The 26,767-nt window shown below is 30.0% G+C and carries 26 protein-coding genes; 15 read left to right on the forward strand and 11 right to left on the reverse strand.

The features are described 5' to 3' along the window. Positions 1 to 12: 12 nt before the first annotated feature. From P3X86_RS01380 to orr, 4 genes are read left to right on the forward strand one after another with little or no spacing between them, the layout of a single operon-like run. Positions 13 to 378 carry an ornithine aminomutase subunit alpha gene (locus P3X86_RS01380; protein ID WP_483290831.1) on the forward strand — a complete coding sequence of 122 codons (366 nt, stop codon included), beginning with the start codon at positions 13 to 15 and terminating at the stop codon, positions 376 to 378. Continuing rightward, positions 378 to 2,588 (forward strand): D-ornithine 4,5-aminomutase subunit OraE, encoded by a 2,211-nt coding sequence (oraE, locus tag P3X86_RS01385; protein WP_483290832.1) that lies wholly within the window; start codon positions 378 to 380, stop codon positions 2,586 to 2,588. Before P3X86_RS01380 ends, oraE begins: the two co-directional genes overlap by 1 nt. Then, positions 2,588 to 3,964: a GlmL-related ornithine degradation protein gene (locus tag P3X86_RS01390; RefSeq protein WP_483290833.1), complete on the forward strand. Its 1,377-nt coding sequence runs from the start codon at positions 2,588 to 2,590 to the stop codon at positions 3,962 to 3,964. Before oraE ends, P3X86_RS01390 begins: the two co-directional genes overlap by 1 nt. A gap of 55 nt (positions 3,965 to 4,019) precedes the next feature. Further along, positions 4,020 to 5,081 (forward strand): ornithine racemase Orr, encoded by a 1,062-nt coding sequence (orr, locus tag P3X86_RS01395; RefSeq protein ID WP_483290834.1) that lies wholly within the window; start codon positions 4,020 to 4,022, stop codon positions 5,079 to 5,081. Positions 5,082 to 5,156: 75 nt separating this feature from the next. On the opposite strand, the gene P3X86_RS01400 is transcribed toward orr, so the two are convergent. Then, positions 5,157 to 6,032: a YiiX/YebB-like N1pC/P60 family cysteine hydrolase gene (locus P3X86_RS01400; protein WP_483290835.1), complete on the reverse strand. Its 876-nt coding sequence runs from the start codon at positions 6,030 to 6,032 to the stop codon at positions 5,157 to 5,159. A gap of 610 nt (positions 6,033 to 6,642) precedes the next feature. On the opposite strand from P3X86_RS01400, the gene P3X86_RS01405 reads away from it, so the two are divergent. From P3X86_RS01405 to P3X86_RS01435, 7 genes are all read left to right on the forward strand, one after another. After that, positions 6,643 to 6,768, forward strand: coding sequence for a hypothetical protein (locus P3X86_RS01405; protein WP_483290836.1), 126 nt, complete (start codon positions 6,643 to 6,645; stop codon positions 6,766 to 6,768). A gap of 393 nt (positions 6,769 to 7,161) precedes the next feature. Beyond that, the gene (locus P3X86_RS01410) at positions 7,162 to 7,290 is read left to right on the forward strand and encodes a hypothetical protein (protein ID WP_483290837.1); all 129 of its coding nucleotides are present in this window, start codon (positions 7,162 to 7,164) and stop codon (positions 7,288 to 7,290) included. Between the two features lie 777 nt (positions 7,291 to 8,067). Further along, positions 8,068 to 9,093, forward strand: a complete 1,026-nt coding sequence (ltaE, locus tag P3X86_RS01415; RefSeq protein ID WP_483290838.1) for a low-specificity L-threonine aldolase — start codon at positions 8,068 to 8,070, stop codon at positions 9,091 to 9,093. A gap of 17 nt (positions 9,094 to 9,110) precedes the next feature. After that, on the forward strand, positions 9,111 to 10,367 hold the full coding sequence (locus P3X86_RS01420) for a replication-associated recombination protein A (protein ID WP_483290839.1): 1,257 nt from the start codon (positions 9,111 to 9,113) through the stop codon (positions 10,365 to 10,367). Positions 10,368 to 10,486: 119 nt separating this feature from the next. Next, positions 10,487 to 11,221, forward strand: a complete 735-nt coding sequence (locus P3X86_RS01425; RefSeq protein ID WP_483290840.1) for an ABC transporter ATP-binding protein — start codon at positions 10,487 to 10,489, stop codon at positions 11,219 to 11,221. Then, the gene (locus tag P3X86_RS01430) at positions 11,214 to 11,942 is read left to right on the forward strand and encodes an ABC transporter permease (protein ID WP_483290841.1); all 729 of its coding nucleotides are present in this window, start codon (positions 11,214 to 11,216) and stop codon (positions 11,940 to 11,942) included. The genes P3X86_RS01425 and P3X86_RS01430 overlap by 8 nt, the downstream gene beginning before the upstream one ends. A 12-nt stretch (positions 11,943 to 11,954) precedes the next feature. Beyond that, the gene (locus P3X86_RS01435; protein WP_483290842.1) at positions 11,955 to 12,761 is read left to right on the forward strand and encodes a MerR family transcriptional regulator; all 807 of its coding nucleotides are present in this window, start codon (positions 11,955 to 11,957) and stop codon (positions 12,759 to 12,761) included. 13 nt (positions 12,762 to 12,774) lie between these two features. On the opposite strand, the gene P3X86_RS01440 is transcribed toward P3X86_RS01435, so the two are convergent. Further along, entirely contained in the window at positions 12,775 to 13,605 is an 831-nt protein-coding gene (locus P3X86_RS01440) for a MerR family transcriptional regulator (RefSeq protein WP_483290843.1), read from the reverse strand. Positions 13,606 to 13,702: 97 nt separating this feature from the next. Between P3X86_RS01440 and P3X86_RS01445 the strand changes: the two genes are divergently transcribed. Then, positions 13,703 to 15,025: an MATE family efflux transporter gene (locus P3X86_RS01445; protein WP_483290844.1), complete on the forward strand. Its 1,323-nt coding sequence runs from the start codon at positions 13,703 to 13,705 to the stop codon at positions 15,023 to 15,025. 134 nt (positions 15,026 to 15,159) lie between these two features. Here the strand turns inward: P3X86_RS01445 and gdhA are convergent, their stop codons facing one another. The 5 genes from gdhA to P3X86_RS01470 all read right to left on the reverse strand — a co-directional run bounded on the left by gdhA (position 15,160) and on the right by P3X86_RS01470 (position 20,158). After that, entirely contained in the window at positions 15,160 to 16,476 is a 1,317-nt protein-coding gene (gdhA, locus tag P3X86_RS01450; protein WP_483291723.1) for an NADP-specific glutamate dehydrogenase, read from the reverse strand. Positions 16,477 to 16,621: 145 nt separating this feature from the next. Next, the gene (locus tag P3X86_RS01455; RefSeq protein ID WP_483290845.1) at positions 16,622 to 17,776 is read right to left on the reverse strand and encodes a glycosyltransferase family 4 protein; all 1,155 of its coding nucleotides are present in this window, start codon (positions 17,774 to 17,776) and stop codon (positions 16,622 to 16,624) included. Further along, a complete protein-coding gene (locus tag P3X86_RS01460; RefSeq protein ID WP_483290846.1) occupies positions 17,773 to 18,786 on the reverse strand; it encodes a CotS family spore coat protein in 1,014 nt (337 codons plus the stop codon). The genes P3X86_RS01455 and P3X86_RS01460 overlap by 4 nt, the downstream gene beginning before the upstream one ends. Before the next feature lie 3 nt (positions 18,787 to 18,789). After that, a complete protein-coding gene (locus tag P3X86_RS01465) occupies positions 18,790 to 19,818 on the reverse strand; it encodes a CotS family spore coat protein (protein ID WP_483290847.1) in 1,029 nt (342 codons plus the stop codon). A 76-nt stretch (positions 19,819 to 19,894) separates the two neighbouring features. Then, on the reverse strand, positions 19,895 to 20,158 hold the full coding sequence (locus P3X86_RS01470) for a hypothetical protein (RefSeq protein WP_483290848.1): 264 nt from the start codon (positions 20,156 to 20,158) through the stop codon (positions 19,895 to 19,897). Positions 20,159 to 20,375: 217 nt separating this feature from the next. On the opposite strand from P3X86_RS01470, the gene cotE reads away from it, so the two are divergent. Continuing rightward, positions 20,376 to 20,960 (forward strand): outer spore coat protein CotE, encoded by a 585-nt coding sequence (gene cotE, locus P3X86_RS01475; RefSeq protein WP_483290849.1) that lies wholly within the window; start codon positions 20,376 to 20,378, stop codon positions 20,958 to 20,960. A 56-nt stretch (positions 20,961 to 21,016) separates the two neighbouring features. On the opposite strand, the gene P3X86_RS01480 is transcribed toward cotE, so the two are convergent. Further along, complete coding sequence (locus P3X86_RS01480) at positions 21,017 to 21,805, reverse strand: glycosyltransferase family 2 protein (protein ID WP_483290850.1); 789 nt, start codon at positions 21,803 to 21,805, stop codon at positions 21,017 to 21,019. 344 nt (positions 21,806 to 22,149) lie between these two features. Beyond that, positions 22,150 to 22,935 (reverse strand): glycosyltransferase family 2 protein, encoded by a 786-nt coding sequence (locus P3X86_RS01485; protein WP_483290851.1) that lies wholly within the window; start codon positions 22,933 to 22,935, stop codon positions 22,150 to 22,152. A gap of 147 nt (positions 22,936 to 23,082) precedes the next feature. Between P3X86_RS01485 and P3X86_RS01490 the strand changes: the two genes are divergently transcribed. Beyond that, positions 23,083 to 23,382: a putative Se/S carrier protein gene (locus tag P3X86_RS01490; RefSeq protein ID WP_483290852.1), complete on the forward strand. Its 300-nt coding sequence runs from the start codon at positions 23,083 to 23,085 to the stop codon at positions 23,380 to 23,382. Here the strand turns inward: P3X86_RS01490 and P3X86_RS01495 are convergent. Continuing rightward, complete coding sequence (locus tag P3X86_RS01495) at positions 23,366 to 24,898, reverse strand: hypothetical protein (RefSeq protein ID WP_483290853.1); 1,533 nt, start codon at positions 24,896 to 24,898, stop codon at positions 23,366 to 23,368. The two genes, P3X86_RS01490 and P3X86_RS01495, sit on opposite strands and share 17 nt — an antisense overlap. 152 nt (positions 24,899 to 25,050) lie before the next feature. Here P3X86_RS01495 and P3X86_RS01500 point away from each other — a divergent pair, with 152 nt between their 5' ends. After that, a complete protein-coding gene (locus tag P3X86_RS01500) occupies positions 25,051 to 25,689 on the forward strand; it encodes a hypothetical protein (protein WP_483290854.1) in 639 nt (212 codons plus the stop codon). Positions 25,690 to 25,762: 73 nt separating this feature from the next. On the opposite strand, the gene P3X86_RS01505 is transcribed toward P3X86_RS01500, so the two are convergent. Then, positions 25,763 to 26,545 carry a CAP domain-containing protein gene (locus P3X86_RS01505; RefSeq protein WP_483290855.1) on the reverse strand — a complete coding sequence of 261 codons (783 nt, stop codon included), beginning with the start codon at positions 26,543 to 26,545 and terminating at the stop codon, positions 25,763 to 25,765. Between the last annotated feature and the right edge of the window lie 222 nt (positions 26,546 to 26,767).

Raw genomic sequence — 26,767 nt, forward strand, 5'->3', positions numbered from 1 at the left:
AGGGATGACTTAATGAGTAGAGCAGACGATTTTCAAACGAGAAGAGCACATCTAAAAGATTTAACAGAGGCTCAATTAGAAGAACGATTTTGGAAATTAGCAGAGCAAATAATTGATCCTATAATAGAATTAGCTGAAAAGAGTACTTCTCCATCAATAGAAAGATCAATATTACTTAGAATGGGTTTTTCTAGTATAGAAGCTAAAGAATTAGTTAACAAAGTTATAGATAAAGGATTAATGGGTAAAGGTGCAGGTCATGTAATATATAAGGCGGCTAAATTAAATAATTTAAGTGTCAGAGACGCAGGGCTTAGATTAATGAAAGATGAACTTTGGGAGACAGTAGAGAAAGCTTTTGACGGAGGTGCGAAATAATGAAATTAAAACCAAATGAAAAGCTTAATATAGAGAATATATTAAAAGATTTAGATAAATACGCTCCAAAGAGAAGAGGTTGGCATTGGAGAGAGCCACTAGGAAAAGCACAAATAGGGAAATTTGAATATTCAGATTGTAGTAAGGGATTAGAGCAAAGCGAGCCATTACCAGCAGCACACTTTTTTGATAACATAGACCCACAACCAACTAGTGTAATAACTACAGAGATTGCATCTGGTAGATTTGAAGATGATATCAGAAGAATGAGAATGGCTGCATGGCATGGAGCTGATCATATAATGGTTATCAGAACTGCTGGGCAGAGTCACTTTGATGGATTAATAGAAGGCTCACCACAAGGTATAGGTGGTATACCTGTTACAAGAAAGCAAGTAAGAGCACAGAGAAAAGCACTAGATATGATAGAAGAAGAAGTAGGTCGTCCTATAAACTATCATTCATATGTAAGTGGTGTTGCAGGTCCTGAGGTTGCTGTAATGTTTGCAGAAGAAGGTGTAAACGGAGCACATCAAGATCCACAGTATAACGTTCTTTATAGGAATGTAAATATGATTAGATCATTTGTTGATGCAGCAAATGCTAAGAAAGTTATGGCATGGGCTGACATTGCTCAGATAGATGGAGCACATAATGCAAATGCTACAGCTAGAGAAGCATGGAAAGTTATGCCTGAGCTTATGGTACAACATGCTATAAACTCAATATTCTCAGTAAAAGCAGGTATGAAAAAAGAAAATATATGCTTATCTACTGTACCTCCTACAGCACCACCTGCACCATGTATGAAGCTTGATTTACCTTATGCAGTAGCACTTCGTGAGATGTTTAGAGAGTACAAGATGAGAGCTCAACAAAACACTAAATATATGGGTTCATCGACTAGAGAGGCGACAGTAACACATACGCTAAATCTATTGATATCTAAACTTACAAGAGCAGAGATACAGTCTACTATCACACCTGATGAAGGCAGAAATGTTCCATGGCATATATTTAACATAGAAGGAACAGATACTGCTAAACAGGCTCTAGTAGGTATGGATGGATTAATGGATATGCTAGAACTGAAAAGAGAAGAAGGATTTTTAGCTGATAAAGTTAGAGAACTTAAAGAAAGAGCAGTATTATTCATGGAAGAAATACTAGAAATAGGTGGATATTTTAATGCTGTTGAGCAAGGCTTCTTTGTAGATTCAGGCTACTATCCAGAAAGAAATGGAGATGGAATAGCTAGAAAAATAAACGGTGGAGTTGGAGTAGGTACAGTTTATGATAGAGATGAAGATTACATGGCTCCAGTAACTGCTCTATATGGATACAACAATGTTGCTCAATATGATGAAAACGCTACAAGCAATCCAGCATCATTGATAGATGGGTGTTCATTTGAAGATAGAGATAAGATAATATACATTGATGAACTTGATGAGAGTGACAATGTATATAAGAGAATGCAGGAAAATAAGCATCTAAGAGAGAGTTCACTTCTTAAGCCAGAAATGGAATGGCAAGGCGATGGTACTATATTGATAACTATGATGTTACCTACAGATGAAAGAACTGCTGAATTTGCAGCACTTGAGTTTGGTAAGAAAATGAACCTTGAAGAAGTAGAGGTTATCCATAAGGAAATAATGCAAACATCAGAAGGTACGAGAATAGAGATGAAAGGAAAAGTTCCTTTTACAATAGATATCAATGATTTAGTAATACCTCCTAAGCCAATAGTTATGACTGATGATGAGATCAGAGCAGATGTAAAAGATAAACCAATGAAGATAGTTGCAGGAACAGTTGGTGAAGATGAGCATTCAGTTGGTTTAAGAGAGATAATAGATATTAAACATGGTGGAATAGAGAAATATGGAATAGAGTGTCACTACCTTGGAACGTCAGTGCCTGTTGAGAAATTAGTGGATGCTGCTATAGAGCTAAATGCAGATGCCATATTAGCTTCAACTATAATTAGTCACGATGATATCCATTACAAAAATATGAAAAGAATCAATGAGCTTTGCATAGAAAAAGGTATCAGAGAGAAAATCATGATAGCTGCCGGTGGAACACAAGTTACTCCAGAAATGGCTGTTAAGCAAGGTATAGATGCTGGTTTTGGTAGAGGATCAAAAGGTGTAGATGTTGCGACATTCTTAGTTAAAAAAAGAAGAGAAATGAAGGCGGAATAATGAAAATAGATGTTTTGATCGCTGAAATCGGTAGTACCACTACGGTAGTTAATGCTTTTAATGGAGTAAAAGAAGGTAGTGAAATTCAGTTTTTAGGTCAAGGACAATCACCTACTACAGTTATGCAAGGAGATGTAAATATAGGGTTAAAGGGTGCTATAGACAATCTCAAAGAAAATCTTGGAACCAGTGATTTAGAGTATAGTGAGATGTTTGCAACTAGTAGTGCGGCTGGTGGACTTAAAATGACAGTTCATGGATTAGTATATGATATGACAGTTAGAGCAGCTAAAGAAGCTGCTCTAGGGGCTGGAGCAAATATACATCTAATAACAGCTGGAAGACTAAGAAGAACAGATATTAAAAAGATTAAAGAGATGGAGCCCAATATTATATTGCTTGCAGGTGGAGTAGACTATGGTGAGAGAGATACGGCTATTTACAATGCAGAGCTAATAAGAGAGTTAGACTTAGATATACCGTTAATTTATGCAGGTAACATTGAAAACAAAGAAGAAATAGAAGAGATATTTGCGGACTCTAGGAACAAACTATACGTAGTTGAAAATGTTTATCCTAAAATAGATCAACTAAATATAGAACCTACAAGAAAAGTCATACAAGACGTATTTGAAGAGCATATAACAAATGCGCCTGGGATGAGTAAGGTTAGAGATATGGTAGATGGACCTATCATACCAACACCAGGAGCAGTGCTATTAGCATCCAAAGTTCTCAAAGAGGATATAGATGATTTGTTAACTATAGATGTTGGAGGTGCTACGACTGATGTACACTCTGTGACAGAGGGCAGTGAGGAAATAAGCAGAATACTTATAAGTCCCGAGCCTGTTTCAAAAAGAACAGTTGAAGGAGATTTAGGTGTTTATGTAAATATGAGAAATATTGTGGATTTGATAGGTACAGATGAACTAGCAAAGAGGATGCAGATATCACAGGAAGAATTGAGTGGTATTATAGAAAATCACAGGCCTATTCCTAAAACTGATATAGAAAAAAGATTTGTTGAGGAACTTACAAAAGAAGCTGTAATTACTGCTGTGCAAAGACATGCAGGAAAGCTTAGAGATTTGTTTGGGCCTTCAGGAAAATGTACGCTAGCGGAAGGAAAAGATTTAACAAATGTTAAATATATAATTGGAACTGGCGGAGCATTGACTAGGTTAGAAAAAAGTAAAGAGATTATGGCTATGATAATAAAAGACTCAAAGGGTAATGAGCTATTTCCTAAGAAAGAGGCTAAGATATACAAAGATGAATATTATATAATGGCGTCTATGGGTGTACTTTCTAAAAAGTACCCAGAGTCAAGTGTAAAGCTTCTGAAAAAAAGTCTCAATTTTAACGAATCATAAATTTGAAGTGTCGCCATAAAATATAGGCGACACTTTACCATAAGGAGGTTTCTAAATGAGTTATCCATGTATAGAAATGGACTTAAACAAAATAAAACACAATACAAAAGTACTCATTGATATGTGTAATAAAAATAATGTAGATATAGCTGCAGTTACAAAGGTTTTTTGTGCCAATAAAGAAGTAGTAGAAGCGATTGTAAGTTGTGGCATAAAGTATTTAGCAGATTCAAGGATTAACAACTTAAAGCAATTGCAACATATTGATTTAAAAAAGATTCTTTTAAGGCTTCCTATGCAAAGTAGAGTAAATGAAATAGTTAAATATGCAGATATATCTTTAAATTCAGAGATAGAAACAGTAAAACTATTGTCCAAAGCTGCTTTAGAACTTGGGAAAATTCACGGAGTAATACTAATGCTTGATTTAGGAGATTTAAGAGAAGGTTTGTTTAACGAAGAAAAAGTTGATGAATTCGTTAATAATATTAAGAAACTAGATGGAGTCAAATTAATAGGTATAGGCACTAATCTTACGTGCTATGGTGGAGTAATACCAAAGTACGATAATTTGTCAAAGCTATCATATTATAAGAAGAAAATTGAAGATATGATAGGCTATGATTTAGAAATTATATCTGGTGGTAATTCGAGTAATATTTATTTATTGCAAGAAGGAAATATGCCAAGTGATATAAATATGCTAAGACTAGGAGAAGCTTTAGCACTTGGTAGAGAAACAGCCTTTGGTAATCAAATAGAAAATATGTATGATGATTGCTTTATAATGAAGGCTGAATTAATAGAGCTACAAGAAAAACCATCAGTACCTATTGGAGAAATAGGGATGGATGCGTTTGGAAATAAACCAGAGTTTGAGGATAAAGGCATAATAAAAAGAGCTATATGTGCAATAGGAAGACAGGATATAAGCTTAGAGGATATCATCCCTTTAGATAAAGATATAAGTATAATAGGTGGAAGTGGTGATCATTTACTGCTAGATGTAACAAAGTGTAAGGACTATAAAGTAGGTGATGTGATCTCATTTAAGCTAACTTATACAGGAATATTAAGAAGCTCTACATCTGAATATGTAGATAAAGTATTAATATAAAAGTTAAAATATATAATCAATAAAGATAACGGGGGCATATCACACATTAGAATGTAGATAGCCCCTTTATTCTCATCATTTATTTATATTTATTAGTGTTACTTTATCACTTCTAGATATATCCCTTGGAGATACTCCTGGTTCATTTAACCAATATTGTGTTTCAATATTAATACCTTCTCTCATGTAAGCAGCCCACACTAATTCAGAACAATACCAACTCTTTGTATCCGCGCTAGTATGTTTAGCAAAGTCTAGAATGTATGGTTTACCAAATTGACTTTTACAAAATTCAACTGCATTGTTTTTATTTTCAGCTGTTGCAGAAGTAACTCTATAGATGTAGTCTCTTTGAGTATCAACTCTATCATCATCTAGTACACCTCTACATACTCCGTGTTGATTTGCTTCTATTACTCTGATATAGTACTGATTTTGGGTTGCGTCATAAAACTTTCCTTCTACTATTGCAATATGTCCAGTTATTCCAAAACCTCCATTTGCTTCATATATAACATCGCCAGGCTGACAAACATTTAGTAAATTATATTTACTATAGTTAGCTTTTCTAGGCAATGATGTTCCTGTATTATAATGCCATGAAAAAGGGTTACCTTTAGAAGTTAAAATAACAGAATCGGTATGAACTTCTGTATTTTTAGGTACTTCCTTTAACATATTATAATATACATTAGTGTATTCATTTACACTATCATACCCAGTAACCAAATATTCCCTGGTAAATATATCAAAAGTTAAACCAAGAGGAATATCGTTTGCATTAGCATGATCAATAAGTTTGTTATAAGATGATTGTAATTGTGCGTACTCATTGTCCGTTATTACTTTAGGTGCTGTAGATGATGTATCACTTGCATGTGTTATTGAGCTTGTACCAAAAACTACGAAACAAAGAAGTAATGATAAGAAAATCTTAAAACTGTTTTTCATTTTTAACACCTCTCTTATAATGTCTAAAATTTTAATTATGTGGTTTTGGAATTAATTTTATAGTACTGCTGATAGTTTATAAAGTCAATACAAATAATAATTTTACCAAACATTAGTAATTGCAATGGTCATATAAAGAATATAATGAAAAAAATAATATAATATAAAAAAATATATATAATATCAAAAAAAAGAAGGAAATTAAATAAATATGTAGAAATATAATATTATGACATAAATGGGGGTGGAAAACATGAAAAAATTAAAGAAAAAGCAAACTTTAAGTCTAACAGTTACAGCTAATAGTAATTGTAGATGTCCAGGCTATTTAGAAGCTGTAGAAATAATGGGTTAGTATATTAATTAGGATTACAAAGGGGGTATCTTATTAGATATCCTCTTTTTATTATAGTAATTCTATATGAAAAAATTGAAATATATACTACTTCGGTCATATGTATCACGAGAAAGGAAGTTTTAATCATACTGCATCTTCCGTATAATTATTTAAATAAACGCAAAATTTCATTTCAAAATAAAGGAATTTAAATAAAAAAATAGAATAATACACATATAATGCAAAACAATATATTACAAAGGAGGATACAATATGAAAAAACTAGCTAAGAAAGCTAACTTTGAAGCAATAAGCAGTCCTAAAATGATGTGTAACTGCATTTGCTTGATGGGCGGATTACATGATTCACGTGACAGAATGTATACACAAAGATATTAATTAAAGAAATTAAAAAGGGGTTAAGCCCCTTTTTTATGATTTTATAACATAATAATTTAATATTAGAGAAAATACTAGATAGTATTTTGCAGCTTATCTAGGATTAAATATCTTGTATTAAAGTTTTTAATGGAGTTAAATCCATCGGTTTAAGGCAACTTTTATAGTCAACCTGATGAAATGTAACACTTTAGGTTTAGGAATAACTAAAACTTGAGAAAAATAAAATCTTTTGACTATATTACATAATACCAAAAAAAGGTAACTAGGAGAAAAAGAAGAGAGTACAGAGTAGTATAAAAACAAAAAAATAACAAATTATTTCATAATTAGAAGGAATATATAAAATAAAATAGAATTATATACAATAACCAAAAAAAAGGAGGTAGCAAGATGAAAAAACTAACTAAAAAAGTTAATTTAGAAACTTTGTTTAGTCATAAATCTAATTGTAATTGTATATGTGAAACGCCAGAATTATCTGTTTCATTCGACAAAGCAATTGGGATATATGTTAGATAAAGCAGAGCTGTTGCACTAGCTAAAGTTTGTTTGTTAGTGCAATGCTCTTTTTTTATTTAATAGAAAAGTTCAACTTTATTGATGGAAGGCAAAAAAATCGTTATACCCAAATAGCATGACAAAACAAACCTATAGAAGCAGTTGAACTTATTTGCTATATTGATATTTTACACCTAGAGGTTTAGTATAAATGCCATAGTGCTATCACAAGATTGGTAAAGGTAAAGAGGCTGAATTTTTTTGATTTATCAATAACATTAAAAATATATTCTTCTTCAAGTTGAACAACAATGAATCGCTCGTACATTAACATAAGGTGATTTGCATGTATTACAGAATCTATTTTTACATCTGAAAGAAACATAAGTGATCATATTTAGTTCAAATCGCACTATATTATCTCAATATTTAGAAAGACAGTGAGTGGGAGTAAAAACTAAAGCATTTTTAGCAGAGTTGAGTAAATTTTAGTTTTAGTTTATGTAAATGTAAAGCAAGTTTTGGAAATGCAAAAGATAGATATTGGATTAGTCACAACTAAGAAATCTTATAATAGTAAAAAATTAAAATATTGAAATAAAGGTTGCTTAACATAAAATATCTATATGTATTTGTGTAAGTAGCCTTTATTTTATATAAATATGAAGTTTTGTATTTTGGGTCAAGGTCTATTTTAAGGTTTAAAACAATTATTATATTTATTCAGCTATAAAATCATGATAAAATATAATATAGAATTAATGTTAATTATGCAGACAAGATTGTAGGGGGAATTTTATGAAAATTGTAGATTTGAGAAGTGATACGGTAACCCAACCAACAAAAAATATGAGAAAGGCAATGATGAATGCTATAGTAGGAGATGATGTATATGAAGATGACCCTACGGTTAAGCAACTAGAAGAATTATCAGCTAAAATGTTAGGTAAAGAGTCAGCTTTATTTGTGCCTAGTGGAACATTTGGTAATCAATTGGCTGTTTTTACACATACTAAAAGAGGCGATGAAGTAATACTACATGAAGAAAGCCATATATTTGCTCATGAAGTAGGGGCATCAGCTGTAATAGCGAATGTACAGCTTAGGATTATGCAAGGTGAAAATGGTATGATGGATCCTGCTAAAGTGAAAAAGGCAATAAGAGAGGAAGATATTCATTTTCCTGACACAGGTTTGATATGTTTAGAAAATGCTCACTCAACAGGTGCAGTAGTACCTCTAGAAAATATGAGAGATATATATAATATAGCTAGAGAAAGAAATATTCCTGTTCATTTGGATGGGGCTAGGATATTCAATGCAGCCGTTGCTTTAGAGGTAGATGCTAGTGAAATCGCAAAATATTCAGATAGTGTGATGTTTTGTTTATCCAAAGGATTATGTGCGCCTATAGGATCTATGTTAGTGGGTAATAAAAAGTTTATAGATAAAGCCAGAAAAAATAGAAAATTAATGGGCGGTGGCCTAAGACAAGTTGGGGTTTTGGCTGCTGCAGGAATAGTAGGGCTTAAGGAAATACTACCAACACTTAAAGGAAGTCATGATAATGCAAAATATTTAGTAAGTGAGCTGTCTAAAATAGATGGTATAAAGGTACAGAAGGATAGAACAGACATAAATATGGTATTCTTTAAGATTCCTGATTCACTTATAAGTGAGAAAGACTTGGTAGAAGGCTTACATAAAAATGATATAAAAGTAAACGGTATAGACAACGGAGAGTATAGATTTGTAACTCATTATTATGTGAGTAAAGAAGATATAGATAAGGTAATAAATATTATGAAAAAATTGATATTATAAATAATAGGATGATGTGTATGAAACCATTGGCGGATGTAGTTAGACCAACTACCTTAGAAGATGTAGTGGGTCAACAGCATATATTAGGTAAGGGCAAGTTATTAAATAAGATTATTAATTCAAATCATATTTCAAATATGATATTTTATGGTCCACCAGGGACGGGGAAAACTACTGTTGCAAACATTATTGCAAAAGCTACAGATAAAAAGCTCTATAAGCTTAACGCAACAGATGCTTCACTAAAAGATATAAAAAATATTATAGGTGACTTAGGTACGCTTATGACAAATAATGGGGTGCTACTTTACTTAGATGAGATTCAGAATTTTAATAAAAAGCAACAACAATCTCTGCTCAAATACATTGAAAGTGGAGAGATAACACTGATATCAAGTACAACAGAAAATCCTTTTTTCACTATATTTCATGCTATACTAAGTAGATCAACCATATTTGAGTTTAAGAAAATTGGTAAAAATGATGTGTATAAAGGATTGATAAGGGCTGTGAATGTTGTATCAAATAGATTAGATAGAGAAATAAGATACGACGATGAAGCAATAGAGTATATAGCAAATATATCAAATGGAGATATGAGAAGGGCACTAAATGACTTAGAGATAGCTATATATTCAAACCTCAAAGAAAAAAATTTTAAGATTGATTTAGATATAGCAAAAGAATGTACACAGACAACAGGATTTAGCTTTGATAAGTTTGGTGATAGTCATTACGATACATTAAGTGCTTTTCAAAAATCTATAAGAGGTAGTGATGTAGATGCATCATTACACTATTTAGCTAGACTAGTAAAAGCAGGAGATTTAAAATCAGTATGTAGGAGATTACTAGTAATAGCTAGTGAAGATATAGGCCTGGCTTATCCAAATGCTATAACAATAGTTAATAACTGTGTAGATGCAGCTTTAAAGGTTGGTTTTCCAGAAGCTAGGATACAATTAGCACAAGCAGTGATTTTACTTGCAAGTTCACCAAAATCAAATTCTGCCATAAGTGCTATAGATAAAGCGTTAGCAGATATCAGCTTAGAGACGATAGGTGACATACCAAGTCATTTAAAAGATGCACACTATAAGGGTGCTAGCAAACTAGGGAGAGGTACAGAGTATTTATATCCTCATAGTTATCCAACTAACTATGTTAAGCAACAATATTTACCTGATGAACTTAAGGGTAAAAAGTATTATAAAGCAGGTAATAATATGACAGAGAAGAAATTTGATGAGTTTTTGAACAAATTAAAATCATAAATTGATGACAAATAACGGAGATGTTACGTCTCTGTTTTTTTATGCATAAAACTACTTGACATTGTCCTTAGAGCAAAGTGTAAGCTATAAATTATAGCTTACCTAAAGGAGTGAAAAGTATGAGGGAGAGTAATAAAGCACTAATAATCAATAACTTAACAAAAAAATATGGTGATGTTACTGTTTTAAACAATCTGACTATTGAACTTTATAAAGGAGAGGTATTTGGTTTACTAGGACCAAATGGAGCTGGGAAATCAACGACCATAGAATGTACACTAGGTACAAAAACATTTGATAGTGGAAATGTTGAAATTCTAGGTATGAATCCAAAGAAAGATAAAAAAAAGCTATTTGAAGAAATAGGAGTGCAGTTTCAAGCCAGTTATTATCCTGATAGAATAAAGGTAAAAGAGATTTGTATGATGCTTTCAACGTTATACAAAACTACTAGTGATTGGAAAGCACTATTGAGACAGTTTGGGATGGTCGATAAAAAGGAACAAATGGTATCTACATTGTCAGGAGGAGAAAAGCAAAAACTATCAGTAATATTAGCATTGATAAATAATCCAAAAATTGTTTTTTTAGATGAGCTTACAACAGGTTTAGATACAAAAGCTAGAAGGGAAATGTGGGGAGCTTTGAAAGAGCTTAAGAACAGAGGTATTACAATTTTTTTAACATCACATTACATGGACGAAGTTGAATATTTGTGTGATAGAGTAATGATTATAGATAATGGGATAGAAATCATCAAAGGTTCGCCTACTAAAATATTAAAGTTATCTGGCAAGGAAAACCTTGAAGAAGCGTATCTGTTTTACACAAATGAGGAGGGATATTATGAATAGATTAAGAGTTTTAACAAAGACCGAACTGATATTATCGATGAGAGAATTCTCAGGTATGCTATTTGGTGTTTTATTGCCTGCAGGGTTGATGATGTTACTAGGAGTTTTGTATAGTGGTAACAGTATAAAGATAGGACAATCATTTAGTGCAGTAGTAACCATTGGTATATGTGCTACAGGGCTTATGGGGATTCCATTGACAGTAACAAACTACAGAGAAAAGAAAGTTTTAAAACGGTTTCAAGTTACTCCCACATCTCCATTATTACTATTATTAGCTCAATTTTTAAACAATTTTATTTTCGCAGTAGTATCATCATCTATAGTTTATATCATTGCTAGATTTGCATTTGACTATACTATGAAAGGATCAATAATTCAGTTTATAATAGTATATTTATTTTTACTAATAGTGATTTACAGCATAGGTATTTTAATTGCGAGTGTGTCTAACTCTATAAAAACCGCAAATTTGTTATGTACACTGGCATATTTTCCAATGTTTTTACTCTCTGGAGCGACAGTACCTTATGAAATTATGCCGCGAGGGTTACAGCGATTTTCTGAAATTATGCCACTCACACAAGGAATAAAAATGTTAAAAACAATTTCTTTAGGAAACACATTGAAAGAATATGATAAAATTATTATTATATTGATTATCGTAAGTGTAATTAGTTTGATTGTATCTGTAAAGTTTTTCAGATACGATTTTGAATAGAGGTGAAAGCAATTGTATAGAATAGGTTTATTTTCAAAAATGAATAGAATAACTACAAAAACACTTAGATACTACGAAAAAATTGGGCTATTAAAGCCAGCATACATTGACGATGAGACTGGATATAGGTATTATACAAGTAATCAACTTCCAAAATTACACAAAATAATAACATTAAAGCAAATGGGATTATCGTTAACAGATATTATGCATATTGTTGACCAACCTATAAGTGTGGAAGTGTTTTTAAAGCTTAAAGAAAAAGAACTAAACCAAGTAATCAACGATAATAAAAAGAAGATACTACAAATAAAAAATTACATGAAAATATTAAGTAATGATGAGCATATAAAGTACAATCCAGTCGTAAGAAGTTTACCTAGAGTAAATGTAGCATCAATGCGTTTTATCGCTAGCAGTTATGATGAATATTTTGAAATAATACCAAAGATGGGATTAGAAATGCGTAGAAAAGGAGCTGTATGCGCAGAGCCAGAATATTGCTTTAATATATATCACGATGGAGAATATAAAGAAAAGAATATAGATGTTGAAACATGTGAGGCTGTAGTTGAGCTTTGTGACGATTCAAATTTAGTTAAGTACAAAGTGATTGAAAAAGTAGATGAAGCCTTATGTTTACTTCATCGTGGGTCATACGAAACTTTAAGAGAAGCTCATTGGTTTGCATATAAATGGATTGATGATAATGGATACAATGTAATTGGAAATCCAAGAGAATCTTATATAGATGGTATTTGGAATAAGGACGATAAAGATTTGTGGCTTACAGAGATTCAAATACCTATTAAAAAATAGTAAAATATAAACTCTAGAGTATAGGTATTTTTATTTCCGTAATGTGTTCTGAGCTATTGTGAACAATAAATGAATCTGCAATGGTTGTTGTTACAAGATCACCACGTATTTGTATATTGTTAGATTCAATATACTGCTTTAAAGAGGGAACTAAGATTTGATTAAAATCAGGAATATTTCCCATAAAATATACACAAATACAATTTCCAAGTTTATATTCTTGGACATTAGGATTGTCTATAAGTGTTTTATCTACAGGCAAAATTATTTTTTTTATATTATCACCATATGAAGTTAATAAAAAATTGCCATCATGTATGAAAGTTAGACCATAATTGTGACCTATTTCAGAATAATTTGGATATTTCTTAGTCAGTTCAAGTAATTTATTTTCAAACTGATACCAATCTTTTACATCTTCACAATCACCTATTATACCTATAAGTGGGTCACAGTATCTAATTTCTATTTTACTCCCTATTTTTTCATAAGCATCTTTAGCTCTTTTTATGTCTTCAATAATATTATCAATATTATTAGATATAACTTGTAACTTTTTTATTTCGATATCAAAGTATTCTTTTTGTTTTTGTAATATATCTAAAGATTTTTCTAGTGATGATACTTTTTTGTATTCAATCATTTCATTTAAAGATAAACCGATTTTTTTATAGAATTTGATCTTATCAATCTCAACAAATTGCTCTATAGTGTAGTATCTATATCCAGTATCTGAATCTATGATTGCTGGTGAAAATAGACCTATTTTATCATAGTATCTTAATGTTTGTATGTCTATATTTTTTATATTTGAGACCTCTCCAATTTTATATAGTCGTTTCATCTGATACCTCTCACTTATTTTTTAAAATATATTGACTCTATAACTACTATAGGGTTTATAATGGAATTTGTCAATATAATAATGAGAGGGTGTAACAATGAAGAAACACTTTGAAAACATAAATGTGAAAAGTTACTTTAAGTTTGTTCTACCAACAATTTTTTCAATGCTTTTTATATCGGTATATTCTATGACAGATGGGATATTTATTTCCAATAGATTAGGGAGTAGCGCACTTGCCAGTTTAAATATAACTTTACCAGCATCGAACTTTATTTTTGGAAGTGTATTTATGGTAGTTATTGGGGCTTCAGCTATTATAGGAATAAATATTGGAGCAAAAAAGATAAAAGAAGCAAATGAAAATTTTAGTAACATGATATATATTTTAGCTGGATTAGTTTTTATATATCTAATTATTGGTTTATTTTTTGCTGAAGATATAGCTGAGCTTCTAGGTGCAAAAGGAGAATTGTTGCCGTTAGCAACAGATTACTTAACAGTTATTTTACTCGGATCAATAGGATTTGTAATTAAGTTCTTTACAGAAGTTTTTTTACGGCTAGAAGGAAAATTTAATCTATCTATGTTTGCAACCATCATTGGAGGTGTTGCTAACGTAGGTTTTAATTATGTATTTATGTATATTTTTGATATGGGAATGACAGGAGCTGCATTGGGAACTATTTTTGGAGCGTTCATAAATGGTATAATAGGAGTGCTTTATTTTTGCTTGAATTACTCAAGTTTAAAATTTAGATTTGTTAAGATAGATACTAAATTTATAAAGAGTTCATTAGCAAATGGTTCTTCAGAAATGGTATCTAGTTTGTCTACAGGAATTACAACGTTTATATTTAATACAGTGCTATTAAAATTAGTAGGGAAAATAGGAGTATCTAGTATATCTATCGTTCTTTATGCGAATTTCTTTCTATCATCAATATTTATTGGATTGTCTATGGGAATACAACCATTGTTAAGCTATAATTTTGGGGCGGAAAAGATAGGAAATATAAAAAAATTACTTAAAATTTCAATAATAACTATTGGGAGTATAAGTTTAGTATCTTTTACAATTTGCAATATTTTCAAATATCATTTAATACATCTATTTGAAAGAACTAATTTGGATTTAATTATGATGACAGGTAGGGCTTTTACAATATGTAGTTTTGCTTTTTTTGTAAATGGATTTAATATACTAGGGTCAGCATTTTTTACATCAATAAATAATGGTAAATACTCTGCGATAATATCTTTTAGCAGATCGTTAATATTTAAAATGATTCTTGTTCTTTTATTACCTAAAATATTAGGGCTGAATGGTGTCTGGATGACAATGCCATTATCAGAGTATTTATGTATTATAATGACAATGTATTTTTATAAGAAGTGCAAAAAAAGGTATTCTCTGTAAGTATAATCATTAATTAATAATAAATGAGTTACTATAAAGTATACACTGTTAAGTAGATTGGGAAGTAATAAAAAAGAAGTATAGTCATGTACATTGACTATACTTCTTTTTGACTATATAGTTATAATTAATGTCTAAACTAACCCTTGTGCCATCATAGCTTCTGCTACTTTTAAGAATCCAGCTATGTTAGCTCCAGCTACATAGTTTCCAGGCATTCCATATTCTTTAGATGCGCTGTCAGCAGCTTTAAATATATTAACCATTATGTCGTTAAGTTTATTATTAACTTCTTCGAAGCTCCAAGATAATCTTATACTGTTTTGAGACATTTCTAATGCAGATGTTGCAACTCCACCAGCGTTTGCTGCTTTTGCAGGAGCAACTAGAACATTGTTTTCTAAGAATGTTTTAACAGCTTCGTTTGTGCATGGCATGTTAGCACCTTCACCAACAACTTTTACACCATTATTAATTAATACTTTTGCAGATTCAATATCTATATCATTTTGTGTAGCGCATGGAAGAGCTATATCGCATTTTAATGTCCATATGTTTCTTTGTCCTTCATGATATTCTGCATTTGGATGATGCTTTACGTATTCGCTTATTCTCTTACGTTCAACTTCTTTAATTTGTTTAACAGTATCAAGTTTTATACCATCTTTATCATAAATATATCCTTTAGAGTCGGACATTGCTATAACTTTAGCACCATATTCTTGAGCTTTTTGGCAAGCGTATATAGCAACGTTACCAGCTCCAGAGATAACGATTTCCTTATTTTCATAAGAATCATTGTTTGCTGCTAACATTTCTCTCACGAAATATACTAAACCAAATCCAGTAGCTTCTTTTCTAGCTAATGATCCACCATAAGTTAAGCCTTTTCCAGTTAATACACCAGCCTCGTATGCATTTTTGATTCTCTTGTATTGTCCAAATAGGAACCCGATTTCTCTAGCTCCAACTCCTATATCTCCAGCAGGAATATCTAAATCTGCTCCGATATGTCTATAAAGCTCAGTCATGAAGCTTTGGCAGAATTTCATTATTTCATCGTCAGATTTTCCTTTAGGATCAAAATCAGATCCTCCTTTTCCACCACCAATAGGAAGTCCTGTTAAAGAGTTTTTAAATACTTGCTCAAATCCTAAGAATTTTATTATACCTAAGTAAACTGATGGATGAAATCTTAAACCACCTTTATATGGTCCAATAGCGCTGTTGAATTGAACTCTAAAACCTCTGTTAATTCTTACATTGCCTTCATCATCTAACCAAGGAACTCTAAACATTATTTGTCTTTCTGGCTCAATAATTCTATCTAAAATACCTGCTTTTAAGTATTCTGGATGTTTTTCAAATACTGGAGCTAGACTTTCTAGTACTTCTTCAACTGCTTGATGAAACTCACTTTCACCAGGATTTCTCTTCTTTACTTGATCCATTATATTAGGAATATTTAACAATATACACACCCCTTTAATTAAAGTAGTTAACACGAAAATATATAATTATTCGTGATTACATATCCTATTATATATATTTTTGTGATTAATGCAATACCTACAAGCAAATTTATAAAATATTTGCTTATAAAAATAGAGATGTTTCATATACTGATTCAAATAATTCATCAAGCTTTTTAGCAGTTCTATTAAGGTTATATTCATCTTCGGCAAGTTTACGACCTTCCATTCCCATACTTTTTCTTATTGATGGATTATCAAGTAGATAATTGATTTTTTCAGAGAATACATCTGGGTTATCATATTCATCAATGTATATACCATTGTTATCGTTAATTACTTCTTTGTTACCACCTCTATTTGTGGTAATTATAGGCAGGCCAGATGCCATAGCTTCATAATGTATTCTAGCAAGAGGTTCATCCCACTGAGAGGCGCATACAAATACATCTCCTATACTATAATAATGTGGAATAATTGCTGGCGGTAAAAATCCAGTAAAGATAACAGGGCCATCTAATGTAGTTGATATGTGTTGTATCTTCTTTATGAAATCATCAGTTTGATTGCTCCCGTACCATTTACTACCTACAAATACAGCTGCAACATCTTTTCTTTGTTTCATAATACTTTTTAGAGATTTCATTATTATATGTGTACCTTTCTTTTTACAAAGCCTTCCAACATATAATATTACTTTTTTATCTTCTATATCTAGCTTTTTTCTTATATCTACTCTATGTTGATTTTCACTATCCCATATAGTTTTATACTGATCAAGTATTACTCCTGAGTAGACTGGGTGTATTTTTTCCTTAGCTTGAGGATATAAACTTACAACTTCATCAGCGATAAATTTACTTACGGTAGAGATGAACTCTACCTTTTCTATTATTTCTTTTGCGCGAAGAGAGTCTACTTTTTTAGGCAAGAACATGGAATTGTGCAAGCTAAGTGTAAATTTTGACTCGGGGGCATATTTTAAAAGACGTAGTACCCACAGAGGCCTATTGAACACATGTATAACATCATATTTACATGTACTGATGTGCTTCTTTATATTGTTAATGTATTCATCTTTAGTCCTGCCTTTCACACGTACATATCTAACAGAGTTCATTATTTCGTCAGATGGCAACGATTTATGTTCTAAAGAGTAAATTGTTATATTATATTTACTTGAAAGAATAGGTAATATTCCTTGGATATAGATTTGTATAGCTCCACCAGCTACAGGTGGGACAGGTAATTTTTCTGTGCAAATAAAAGCTAGTTTCATAGGATACCTCCTTTAAGCATATCTTGCAAGATATTAAATTTTTTGTGCTCGAAACGAGCTGTGTTATTTATTTTAGAAGGTTCTACATTTTTGTTTTTCTTAAATATATTCTTAACGTCAGCAAAGAACCAGTGAGGAAACATCATATCTATTAATAATAGCTCAATTTCATCAACTGACAAAGGGTATACATTTGTATAACAATCAAGCATAGTGTTTATAAAGTTATTATCAAGTGAGCTATTTTTGGACATTCGTTTACCCAGTATTTTTCTCAGATCCCTTGTTGGCAAATCGTAGGTAACACCATCTAAATCAATAACATAAAAATCATTGTCATGGCATAAAACATTACCAGATCCATAGTCTTGATGGCAAAGAGGGAAACAATGATTTTCAAAATCAGTTAGGAGTTCATATTTTGAATGATTTAATAGTTTGAGAACTTCATCCGCTAAACATATGATAGAGTCTACGTGCTTTACATAAGTATTGTTTGTAGAAGTTTTGTTTGCAAGAGCAATAGACTTCCATTTTGCCATTCTATTACGCATTGATACATATTGAGATGGCATCCGTCCAACTTTGGATGAAATTTTGCATTCTTTTGGTGGTATATATCCTAAAGAATGTTTATGAAAATGTGCTAGTCCCTTTAATGCAAGACTTAAATGATGATTATTTTTAAAATTAAGTGTTTTATTAGTGATAAAAGAATATAATACAAAGGATTCGCCAGTTAGGTAAGTTATTGGTTCATTATTTTCGTTTTTATAAATTTTAGGGACTTTACCCCCTTGATTATAAATATGGATTTGTGCATTTACGGTGAAAATGCATTTTTCATGAGGTTGTTTCAATCTTTTTAGGCAATATTTACTATCATCTGTAACTACTTTCCAAAGCGTTTTTATGCCTTCGTTTTGCATTATTGTTATATTATCTGATGTTATATTATATTGTGATAATACAATTTTAGCGAGTTGTATTAAATCTGTTTTTGTTTGCATGAATTAACCCCCTTTAGGATAAGGAAAATTGTTTATTATTTCCTCTAGAGAATATTCAATATTTATTATGTTTTTAAGCTTACTAATATATTTTGATTCTGGCCATGTTGTTTCTCTTTTTTCATAATATTTGCTCATTATACCTATATACAAATGAGGATAGAGTAGTGTAGATTTTAAAATATCCCATTGCCAATGTTCTAGAGCATTTACATTGTTATACCAACATAATATTTCATGTGTTAAATTGATATCCCATTGACCATTTTTTTTCATTATTTTATTTAATAGCTTTCTAATATCTCTAACAGGAATATCGATAGTGACGGAGTCAAGATCGATTATAAATATTTCATTTTTTGATGTTTTAATTAAATTACCAGCTGCAAAATCTTGATGACAAAGACTACCATTCTTTTCAACATATTCAGTCCACTTATTATATCTATCGCAATTAATCTCAGTTATAGAGCTGAGGGTTCTTTTATAAAAGTGCTTGAATGTATCTAATATAATTAGATCAAATTCAGTAGGATTATTTTGATTTATATTTTCATAATACTTTTTAAGTCTATTAGCCTTAGCAGTTCTTTTTGATAGCCATCTTCCTAGATGAGTCCTGTAACTATGGTTATTGTTAGCCTTAAATCCAATCGATGCTTTATGAAAATTGGCTAAAGAAGTGACCATGGACTTAATTTGATCTTTGCTTGTATAATTGAACTTATTGCCATTAATTGCTTGAGATAGAACATAATAACGATCTTCAATTTTAACAAATCGTTCATTGTTTTTAGTTAATAATACAGTAGGTATGTTAACTCCATTGTTAGATAAATATATGCTAGCATCTAATATAAACTTTAGTAAATCGTTATTATAGGTGTGCATTTTAAGTATTTTTGTTCCTTTATTAGTATTTATCCACCAGACACCTTTTTTTATTTTATAGGATTCTGTTTTTATTGATTTTACTATTAAATCATAGTTTTCTAAGATTTCTAATATTTCTTTTTCTATAATTTTATTCATATTAACCTCCGCTTAAATCTATGTATTAACGGTTATTGAGGCTGCCAGATAGACAGCCCCTTTTTTTAAAATTTACCTATAATTCATCCTTATCTTCAGCTTCATCTTCTTCATCTTCATCTTCGCAGCAACATTCTTCTTGCCATTGGATTTTTATTGTTAATTTGGATTCACAGCAATCTTCATCAAATTTTACTTTTACTTCTAGATCTTTATCGTTAGGTAATTCAATCTTATTACCTTCAATTTCTAAAGAATCTTTCAATACTTGTGTAAAGATTTGCTTTAATTGCGTAATACTTTCTTCCTTTGAACATAAGTAATTCTCTTGATATTTCATATACAATACCTCCTTTTTTTATTCATCTTATTCTGAAATCAAAAAAATGTGAGACTTTATTATTATTGGAGGAATAGAATAAATACTAAATGAATAAAAATTACTAAGAGTATGTATTATACTTAAACCTATATTATTCTGCTCAACTAATTATCACGTATGGACTTTTGCTGAATATAATATTTAATAGAGTGTTTTATTGTAGAGGAGGGAAATGATGGACAAAAAACGTATTAAGTCTAATCAGAGTAAAATTAGAACTATTATAACCAATGCTGTTTGTGGAGAAGCTACCGAAACGTTCCAAACTGCTGTTTATATCACTACAGATGACAAAAAGCCTAGTAAGATATTAGGTTGCACAATAAAAAATACTGAAATAATAGAAAGTAGTTTTGATGAGATATCTCCTAAAAAAATGGATATAACAGTTAATGGTAGATTTGAAGTGCATGTATGGTATGAAGCTAGCGGAGATACTAAAGTAGCTAAGAACATAGTAAAATTTAGTGAAAATATACAGTTAGATAAGATTGAAGATAATAAATATTACAACAAACATGTTTTAGCATGGATTAACAAGAGTCCTAACATAGTAGGTACAATGGTTATTAGTAAAGATGGTAAACCATCTATATCAGTAGAAGTTGAGTATGAAATAGGAGTAGAGGTTATAGGAGAAGCAAGACTAAACATTGTATCGTGTAACAATGAGAGTAGGTACATTCAAAAGGACGAAGATAAAATGTTTGATTCAGTATTAGCTGAAAGAGAAGATATATTTGAAGACGATGACGATTAGGGATAAAAGAATTGTCTAGTAATTTGGAAAAGCAATGACAAAGAACAAAGTCAACATTAAAGCTGACTTTGTTCTTTCTTTATTTGGTTTAGATCAACATTTCTTTTAAGAGTCATACAGAATTTATTTAGCAGTTCTTTATCACCAATTTTCCAAGTGTGATTTGCTTTACTAGGATATCTTATATAGATATGGTGATTTCGACTTGCAGAAAAAATTCTTATACCAGACAGTAAGCAATCTTTACAAAATATAACGTCTTCAGCAGCATTTACATTTCTAAAAGGAGCGATTTTACATATAGCCTTTTTGAAAAATAAGGTAGAGCCATTTACGAAATTGACGTATTTATTTTCATTGCCAGGATGTCTTATAGCTAATGTTTTGAGAGCTTTAAAATATACTAAATGAGCTTTTTTTCCTATAACATCTGCATCAGTTTTAACCATCTTGTTTAAATTATAAGTTAGATATTTAGGTGAATAATAATCATCGTCGTCAAATTTAGCTATTATAGGATATTTTGCTTTACTGATTGCATAATTTAAACATCTACCTAAAGTATTATTAGAAGGCAATTTAAATATTTTTACATTTTTATAATTAGAAGCTTTTTTTCTATATGTTTCTAACTGTAAATGAGTGTTGTTTACTATTATAATTAATTCCTTTAACTTGTGAAGCTGTCTACTATAATTGTTAAATAAATTAGTCATAAATATTGATTTGTTAGTAACAGTTATTATTGACACACCACTATTTGTTTTCATTTTTTTCTTCACAATATTAGGTTTAGAAGCGAATCTTTTTTTCTTTAATAAAACTTGATAAATGTTTTTATTCACAGGACCACTTTTAGATATTGAACTAACTATTTTACCACTTTTTACTTTGAACTTACTTTTTGTTAGTTTTACTTTAGGTTTTGGTTTGTGTTTGATATTTCCGGTATTATATTTATTGCTGCTTATTTTTATTTTATAAGAACCTGAATTGTTAGCTTTTACCTGTTGTGAACTAGAATTTTTGTTTTTAGTAGAAATTTTTATAACAGAGGTTCGATCATTATTAATCTTGACTATCTGATCTTTGCTATTTATAATATCACCTCATTTAAAGTATATTACTATATAATAATTAATACTTGTCATATTTCATAATATGTGCATGTAAATTAGTTTGTGTATAGCTAAAAATTAAGATATTTTTTAAAATTATCGGTTATAGCTATTTTTTTGCATAAATTAATATATAGACTATCACTCATGCCAAACGTATGGTTGTGTGAACTTCCATGTCTTATATAGACGTGGTGGAGTTTATTGTGTGAATAGATTCTAAAACCAGCCTTAATACAGTCTTTACACAGCTGTATATCTTCACCTAGATTTCTATTAGAGAAGCTAATAGTATCAAATAAATCTTTTTTAAACAAAAGAGTAGAACCTTCTACTCTATAACTAAACATATGCTCGCGTTTTGGGTTCCTTATAGCTAATACTTTATCCTTTTTAAAATACACATATGTAGTGTACTTGCCCACTATCTTTGCATCGGTATACAAAAAAGGTTTGATAGAATCAAGAAGATATTTTTCTCCATAATAATCATCGTCATCAAATTTAGCTATAATAGGATATTTAGATTTGCTTACAGCAAAATTCAAGCAATTTCCTAGGGAAATTGCTTGGTCAAGTTGAAATACACTGACATTGTCATAGCAAGATAAATTATCTTCCCAGAATTCTTTATTAATAGCATTGTTGTTGAGAATTATTATTAATTCTTTATTATTGAAATCTTGTCTAAAGAAGTTCTTTTTTATATTATAAAGAGTATTGTTTCTATTAGTACAACTAATAACTGAAACTTTTTGTTCTTTTGATGATCCATCACTAATATGAGCAAATCTTTTGTTATTGAGTTTTATTGATTTATTTATAGGTAGATTATATATTCTGGTAGAAGATTTCATATGTATCACCTCTAATTTATTTTATTTATATAGTATTTAATTTTAAGATAATGGTGAATAAACAACCTATAAAATTGTTCATATTAGTAACTAAATCATCTGAGTAAAAATATAATAATGTATCTAACTATATTGGAGGGGATATTTTTGCAATATAAAAATATAAATTATAGAGACTATTATTTTGTAATTTTTAAGTCTAGAAATCAAGCGATACAGCTATACTACACTATGGAAAAGAAGAGAACTCCTTTCTTTCAGCTAATTTCTACTCCTTGCCATATAAGAGCTGGATGTAATTATGCTATCAAGTTTAGTAATTTAAACCACTATAATATATTAAAAAACGAAGCAAAATTAATGAATGTAGAGTTAGATGAAGTGTATCGCTTTTATATAATGAATGGTAAAAGAACATACGATAATATAACTAGTTCAGTAATTTGAAAATTTTATCAAATATTTTACTTTTGTTTTCTTTAGATATGAGAGATTTTATTTCTACAAGATAAGATGACATAATGTCTATATCTTCATAGATGTTGAACTGTTTATCTTTTAGTATCTGAATAGATGTATTTATTTCCTTAAGTAAGTTTTCATTTTGTTTCATGATAGTTTCTGAGGAGAAGTTTTTTGGGCGTATTTTATTTTTAGTAGATATTTCACTAAATACAGTATTACGAATATTTAATAATGCATGAGTGAGGGTATCGGTATGAGATTTTTTTACATTATATTCTTTTAAAATATTATTTAATATATCAATAATATTATTGAAGCTTTTGTCTATAAGATTGTCTTTTGATAGGTTTAGATTTATATCGTGATAAATATTATCAGTATCACCGCTATCATTGTCTACTTCTAATTCTTCGTTAGCTATTTCGTTATTTGTTTTTTCTTGAACTATTTCTTGATTACAAGTATATTTATCATTGGTGGTATTTTCTATAAATGAAACAATATCAATAATATCACCTGTTTTAATATAGCCATGTCTCATTTTTGTAATTTTGTTACTAAAAATATTACTTAACAATAATCCTTCTAGAGAAGTATCATAGTTTTCATAATCCCATTTATACCCATGATCATATGATACTAAAAATTTAAGAGTACTATTTTGACGATATATGATATATAGCTTGTTGTTATATTGATAAATAAAAGGGTGAGTAGAATTAAAACTTATCTCAGGCAAGCTGATATTGTTCCAAACTATTTTATTATATCTATTTATAGCTAGTTTTTTATAATTTAGTTTAAGGTTATTATTTGTTAGAGTACACCATATAACATGAACATTATCTTTATTATCTACAAAAAGATATGGATGTGAGTTGCTAGAGTTATCATAAGAAATTTTAGTAGGTTGTTTTCCCCATTTATTAATTGTAGCATTTGTAGATATTAAGTATATATGACTTTCTTTATTACTGAAATTTTTGTACAACAAATATATAGTACCAAAACTATCATAGTCAATTTTAAATGAAGAAGACATTTTGTTTGCTGTATAACTAATAACATTTCTTTTTTCGAAGCCTTTTTTAGTGTTAACTATATGCTTTATAGTCCAGATAGTAGGGCTGATATAATTACATGTGCTATAGAATATATGAATATTATTTTGTATGAATTTGATTTGAAGATTATTATATAGGTTCGACTTTATATCTACAGTATATAATGTATGTTTAATCCACTTAGATTTTTTTAAGATATAATGATTTATTTTTCCTTTGTCAGTTATAAATATTAGATGTATTTCATCATTTGCATCTATATTGACAGTGAATTCTAATACGCCATTTTCTATTATAGCGATTTCTTTTTTAGATAATCTATTATTATCATAGAGATCGTAATAGATGCTGTTGTCTTTAGTTTTATAAAAGAAATATTGTAAAGATTTTGATGTTTCAATTAAGTAATAATTATCTTTTAGAAAATTAAACATTTTATCACCCCAACATTAAATTTGCTATCGCAATTCTTTTAGCTAATTTCAAATACTTTAAAAAAAATAAAAAATTTATTCACCAAAGTATTTATAATACATAATATGTAACTAAAGATGATTTTATTATATTTAGTAAAGGAGTGAATTTGATGGCAAACGGGTACGATCCAAGTCCTGGCGAACTTATTGTTGAAAATGATTTAAGTTACATTACAGAGACAGTTTGTATAATAACTGATAAAGTATATTCCCATTGTCAACAAAGAGAGTGCTTCCCAGAGATTAGTGTAGAAATAGATGAGTGTGATCCACCAGTATCAATTACATTTAAAGAAGGATTTATAGTTGAGGGAAGTTTAATCGTTACGGATATACCTAATAGACCTAATTTTAAAAGAGTAAGATTTACTATTAGAATACCATTCCAAATCACAACAAAATGTGGCAATGTAATAGACGGATTCTTGCCAGATATATTTAAAGACATTGTACTATTCATACCTGACTCAAGAGATGAGTTCAATTTTAGAATAGTAGTAGAAACTAGTTCAAGATTATTGGGAGAAATTACTATAACAGGAAATATAGCAACATTTGCTGTTGGTGTATTTATAATAGTAAAAGTTGTTGGAAGAGTTCAATTATTAATACCAGCTTTTGGTTTCTGTCCAGAGCCACCTGCATGTGAAGAGTTTAATCCAGAAGACATTTGTGAAACATTTGAGTATGAACCATTTCCAGATTTCTTCCCACCGCAATTTGAAGATTTATATCCAAATGGACTATAGATTACTTAAAAGGGACTGCTTTAAGAAATCCTTCATTAGCAGTCCCTTTTCAACTATGTTATTGTTGGACAAACTATTTTATAAAAACCTGTGTGTAATAGTTACCTACAATACCTATTCCTATTTGAGTAAAGTTAGGATTAAGTATATTTTTTCTATGTCCATCGGAACCCATAAAACCAGAGTGAGCTCTAGAAACACTGTAAGTTTTGGCTATATTTTCACCAGCATAACTATATGGTATACCTAGCTTTTTGATAAGGCTGTATGTTTTACCAAACGTTGGAGATGTATGTGAAAAGTAATTGTTGTCCTGCATATCCTGAGATTTCATTTTAGCTACGCTAAAAAGTTTAGTATTAAGAGTTAAAGGTTTTAAGCCGTTTTTTATTCTTTCGTTGTTTACCATATTAAAAAGTTGCTTTTCATTATCAGAAATGCTTCCAGTAGGAATATTAGTAGGGGTACTAGGTTTAGAAGTATTAGTGTTCACTGGCTTAGAAGTACCAGTATTGTTATTATTAGTTTTAGGTAACTTATAAGAATTGCTTCGTCTTTCAGAGTTATTAGAACCTCTAGTTACAGTAATAGTATTAGATCGTTTATTTACAGTTACATCGTAATAGCTTCTGCCACCATAGGAAGGTGTAGCATTATTTGTTGGGATAAAATATTTTTTTGTTGTAGTGGAGGTAGTAGTTGGTTTATAATTAACCTTGGTGGTTATTTTGTTCAACCTATACCCTACGTTATTATAATAATCATTGTTATCAATTACAACACCACCTAACACAGTAGTATTAAAACATAATAAAACCGTAGCCAAAGCAGTGAATCTAGTAACATATTTTTTCATGATATGAAATCAATCCTTTCTTAATTTAGTTTAAGATTGTAATAAATACATTTAATAAATAAATATGTAATTTATAGACAACCCTATTAGGTAAATTATATATTATTGAATATAGCTAATAAAAGAGGTAATACATAGAGGAAAGACCATAATAAAGAGATACAGGGATTGTAAAGAAGTACAGGGAAATTTATTTAAAATAATGTAACAAATAAAATGAAA

Source organism: Abyssisolibacter sp. ZYX002, from assembly GCF_056892235.1.

Excerpts from the sequence above, each read along its gene's own strand:
- P3X86_RS01380 (WP_483290831.1), top strand. The coding sequence starts at position 13 with ATGAGTAGAGCAGACGATTTTCAAACGAGAAGAGCACATCTAAAAGAT.
- P3X86_RS01390 (WP_483290833.1), top strand. The coding sequence starts at position 2,588 with ATGAAAATAGATGTTTTGATCGCTGAAATCGGTAGTACCACTACGGTA.
- P3X86_RS01425 (WP_483290840.1), top strand. The coding sequence starts at position 10,487 with ATGAGGGAGAGTAATAAAGCACTAATAATCAATAACTTAACAAAAAAA.
- P3X86_RS01485 (WP_483290851.1), bottom strand. The coding sequence starts at position 22,935 with ATGAAATCTTCTACCAGAATATATAATCTACCTATAAATAAATCAATA.
- P3X86_RS01465 (WP_483290847.1), bottom strand. The coding sequence starts at position 19,818 with ATGAATAAAATTATAGAAAAAGAAATATTAGAAATCTTAGAAAACTAT.
- P3X86_RS01440 (WP_483290843.1), bottom strand. The coding sequence starts at position 13,605 with ATGAAACGACTATATAAAATTGGAGAGGTCTCAAATATAAAAAATATA.
- P3X86_RS01495 (WP_483290853.1), bottom strand. The coding sequence starts at position 24,898 with ATGTTTAATTTTCTAAAAGATAATTATTACTTAATTGAAACATCAAAA.
- P3X86_RS01430 (WP_483290841.1), top strand. The coding sequence starts at position 11,214 with ATGAATAGATTAAGAGTTTTAACAAAGACCGAACTGATATTATCGATG.
- P3X86_RS01400 (WP_483290835.1), bottom strand. The coding sequence starts at position 6,032 with ATGAAAAACAGTTTTAAGATTTTCTTATCATTACTTCTTTGTTTCGTA.
- P3X86_RS01420 (WP_483290839.1), top strand. The coding sequence starts at position 9,111 with ATGAAACCATTGGCGGATGTAGTTAGACCAACTACCTTAGAAGATGTA.
- P3X86_RS01445 (WP_483290844.1), top strand. The coding sequence starts at position 13,703 with ATGAAGAAACACTTTGAAAACATAAATGTGAAAAGTTACTTTAAGTTT.
- oraE (WP_483290832.1), top strand. The coding sequence starts at position 378 with ATGAAATTAAAACCAAATGAAAAGCTTAATATAGAGAATATATTAAAA.
- P3X86_RS01405 (WP_483290836.1), top strand. The coding sequence starts at position 6,643 with ATGAAAAAACTAGCTAAGAAAGCTAACTTTGAAGCAATAAGCAGTCCT.
- cotE (WP_483290849.1), top strand. The coding sequence starts at position 20,376 with ATGGACAAAAAACGTATTAAGTCTAATCAGAGTAAAATTAGAACTATT.
- gdhA (WP_483291723.1), bottom strand. The coding sequence starts at position 16,476 with ATGGATCAAGTAAAGAAGAGAAATCCTGGTGAAAGTGAGTTTCATCAA.
- P3X86_RS01505 (WP_483290855.1), bottom strand. The coding sequence starts at position 26,545 with ATGAAAAAATATGTTACTAGATTCACTGCTTTGGCTACGGTTTTATTA.
- P3X86_RS01410 (WP_483290837.1), top strand. The coding sequence starts at position 7,162 with ATGAAAAAACTAACTAAAAAAGTTAATTTAGAAACTTTGTTTAGTCAT.
- orr (WP_483290834.1), top strand. The coding sequence starts at position 4,020 with ATGAGTTATCCATGTATAGAAATGGACTTAAACAAAATAAAACACAAT.
- P3X86_RS01500 (WP_483290854.1), top strand. The coding sequence starts at position 25,051 with ATGGCAAACGGGTACGATCCAAGTCCTGGCGAACTTATTGTTGAAAAT.
- P3X86_RS01455 (WP_483290845.1), bottom strand. The coding sequence starts at position 17,776 with ATGAAACTAGCTTTTATTTGCACAGAAAAATTACCTGTCCCACCTGTA.
- P3X86_RS01470 (WP_483290848.1), bottom strand. The coding sequence starts at position 20,158 with ATGAAATATCAAGAGAATTACTTATGTTCAAAGGAAGAAAGTATTACG.
- P3X86_RS01460 (WP_483290846.1), bottom strand. The coding sequence starts at position 18,786 with ATGCAAACAAAAACAGATTTAATACAACTCGCTAAAATTGTATTATCA.
- ltaE (WP_483290838.1), top strand. The coding sequence starts at position 8,068 with ATGAAAATTGTAGATTTGAGAAGTGATACGGTAACCCAACCAACAAAA.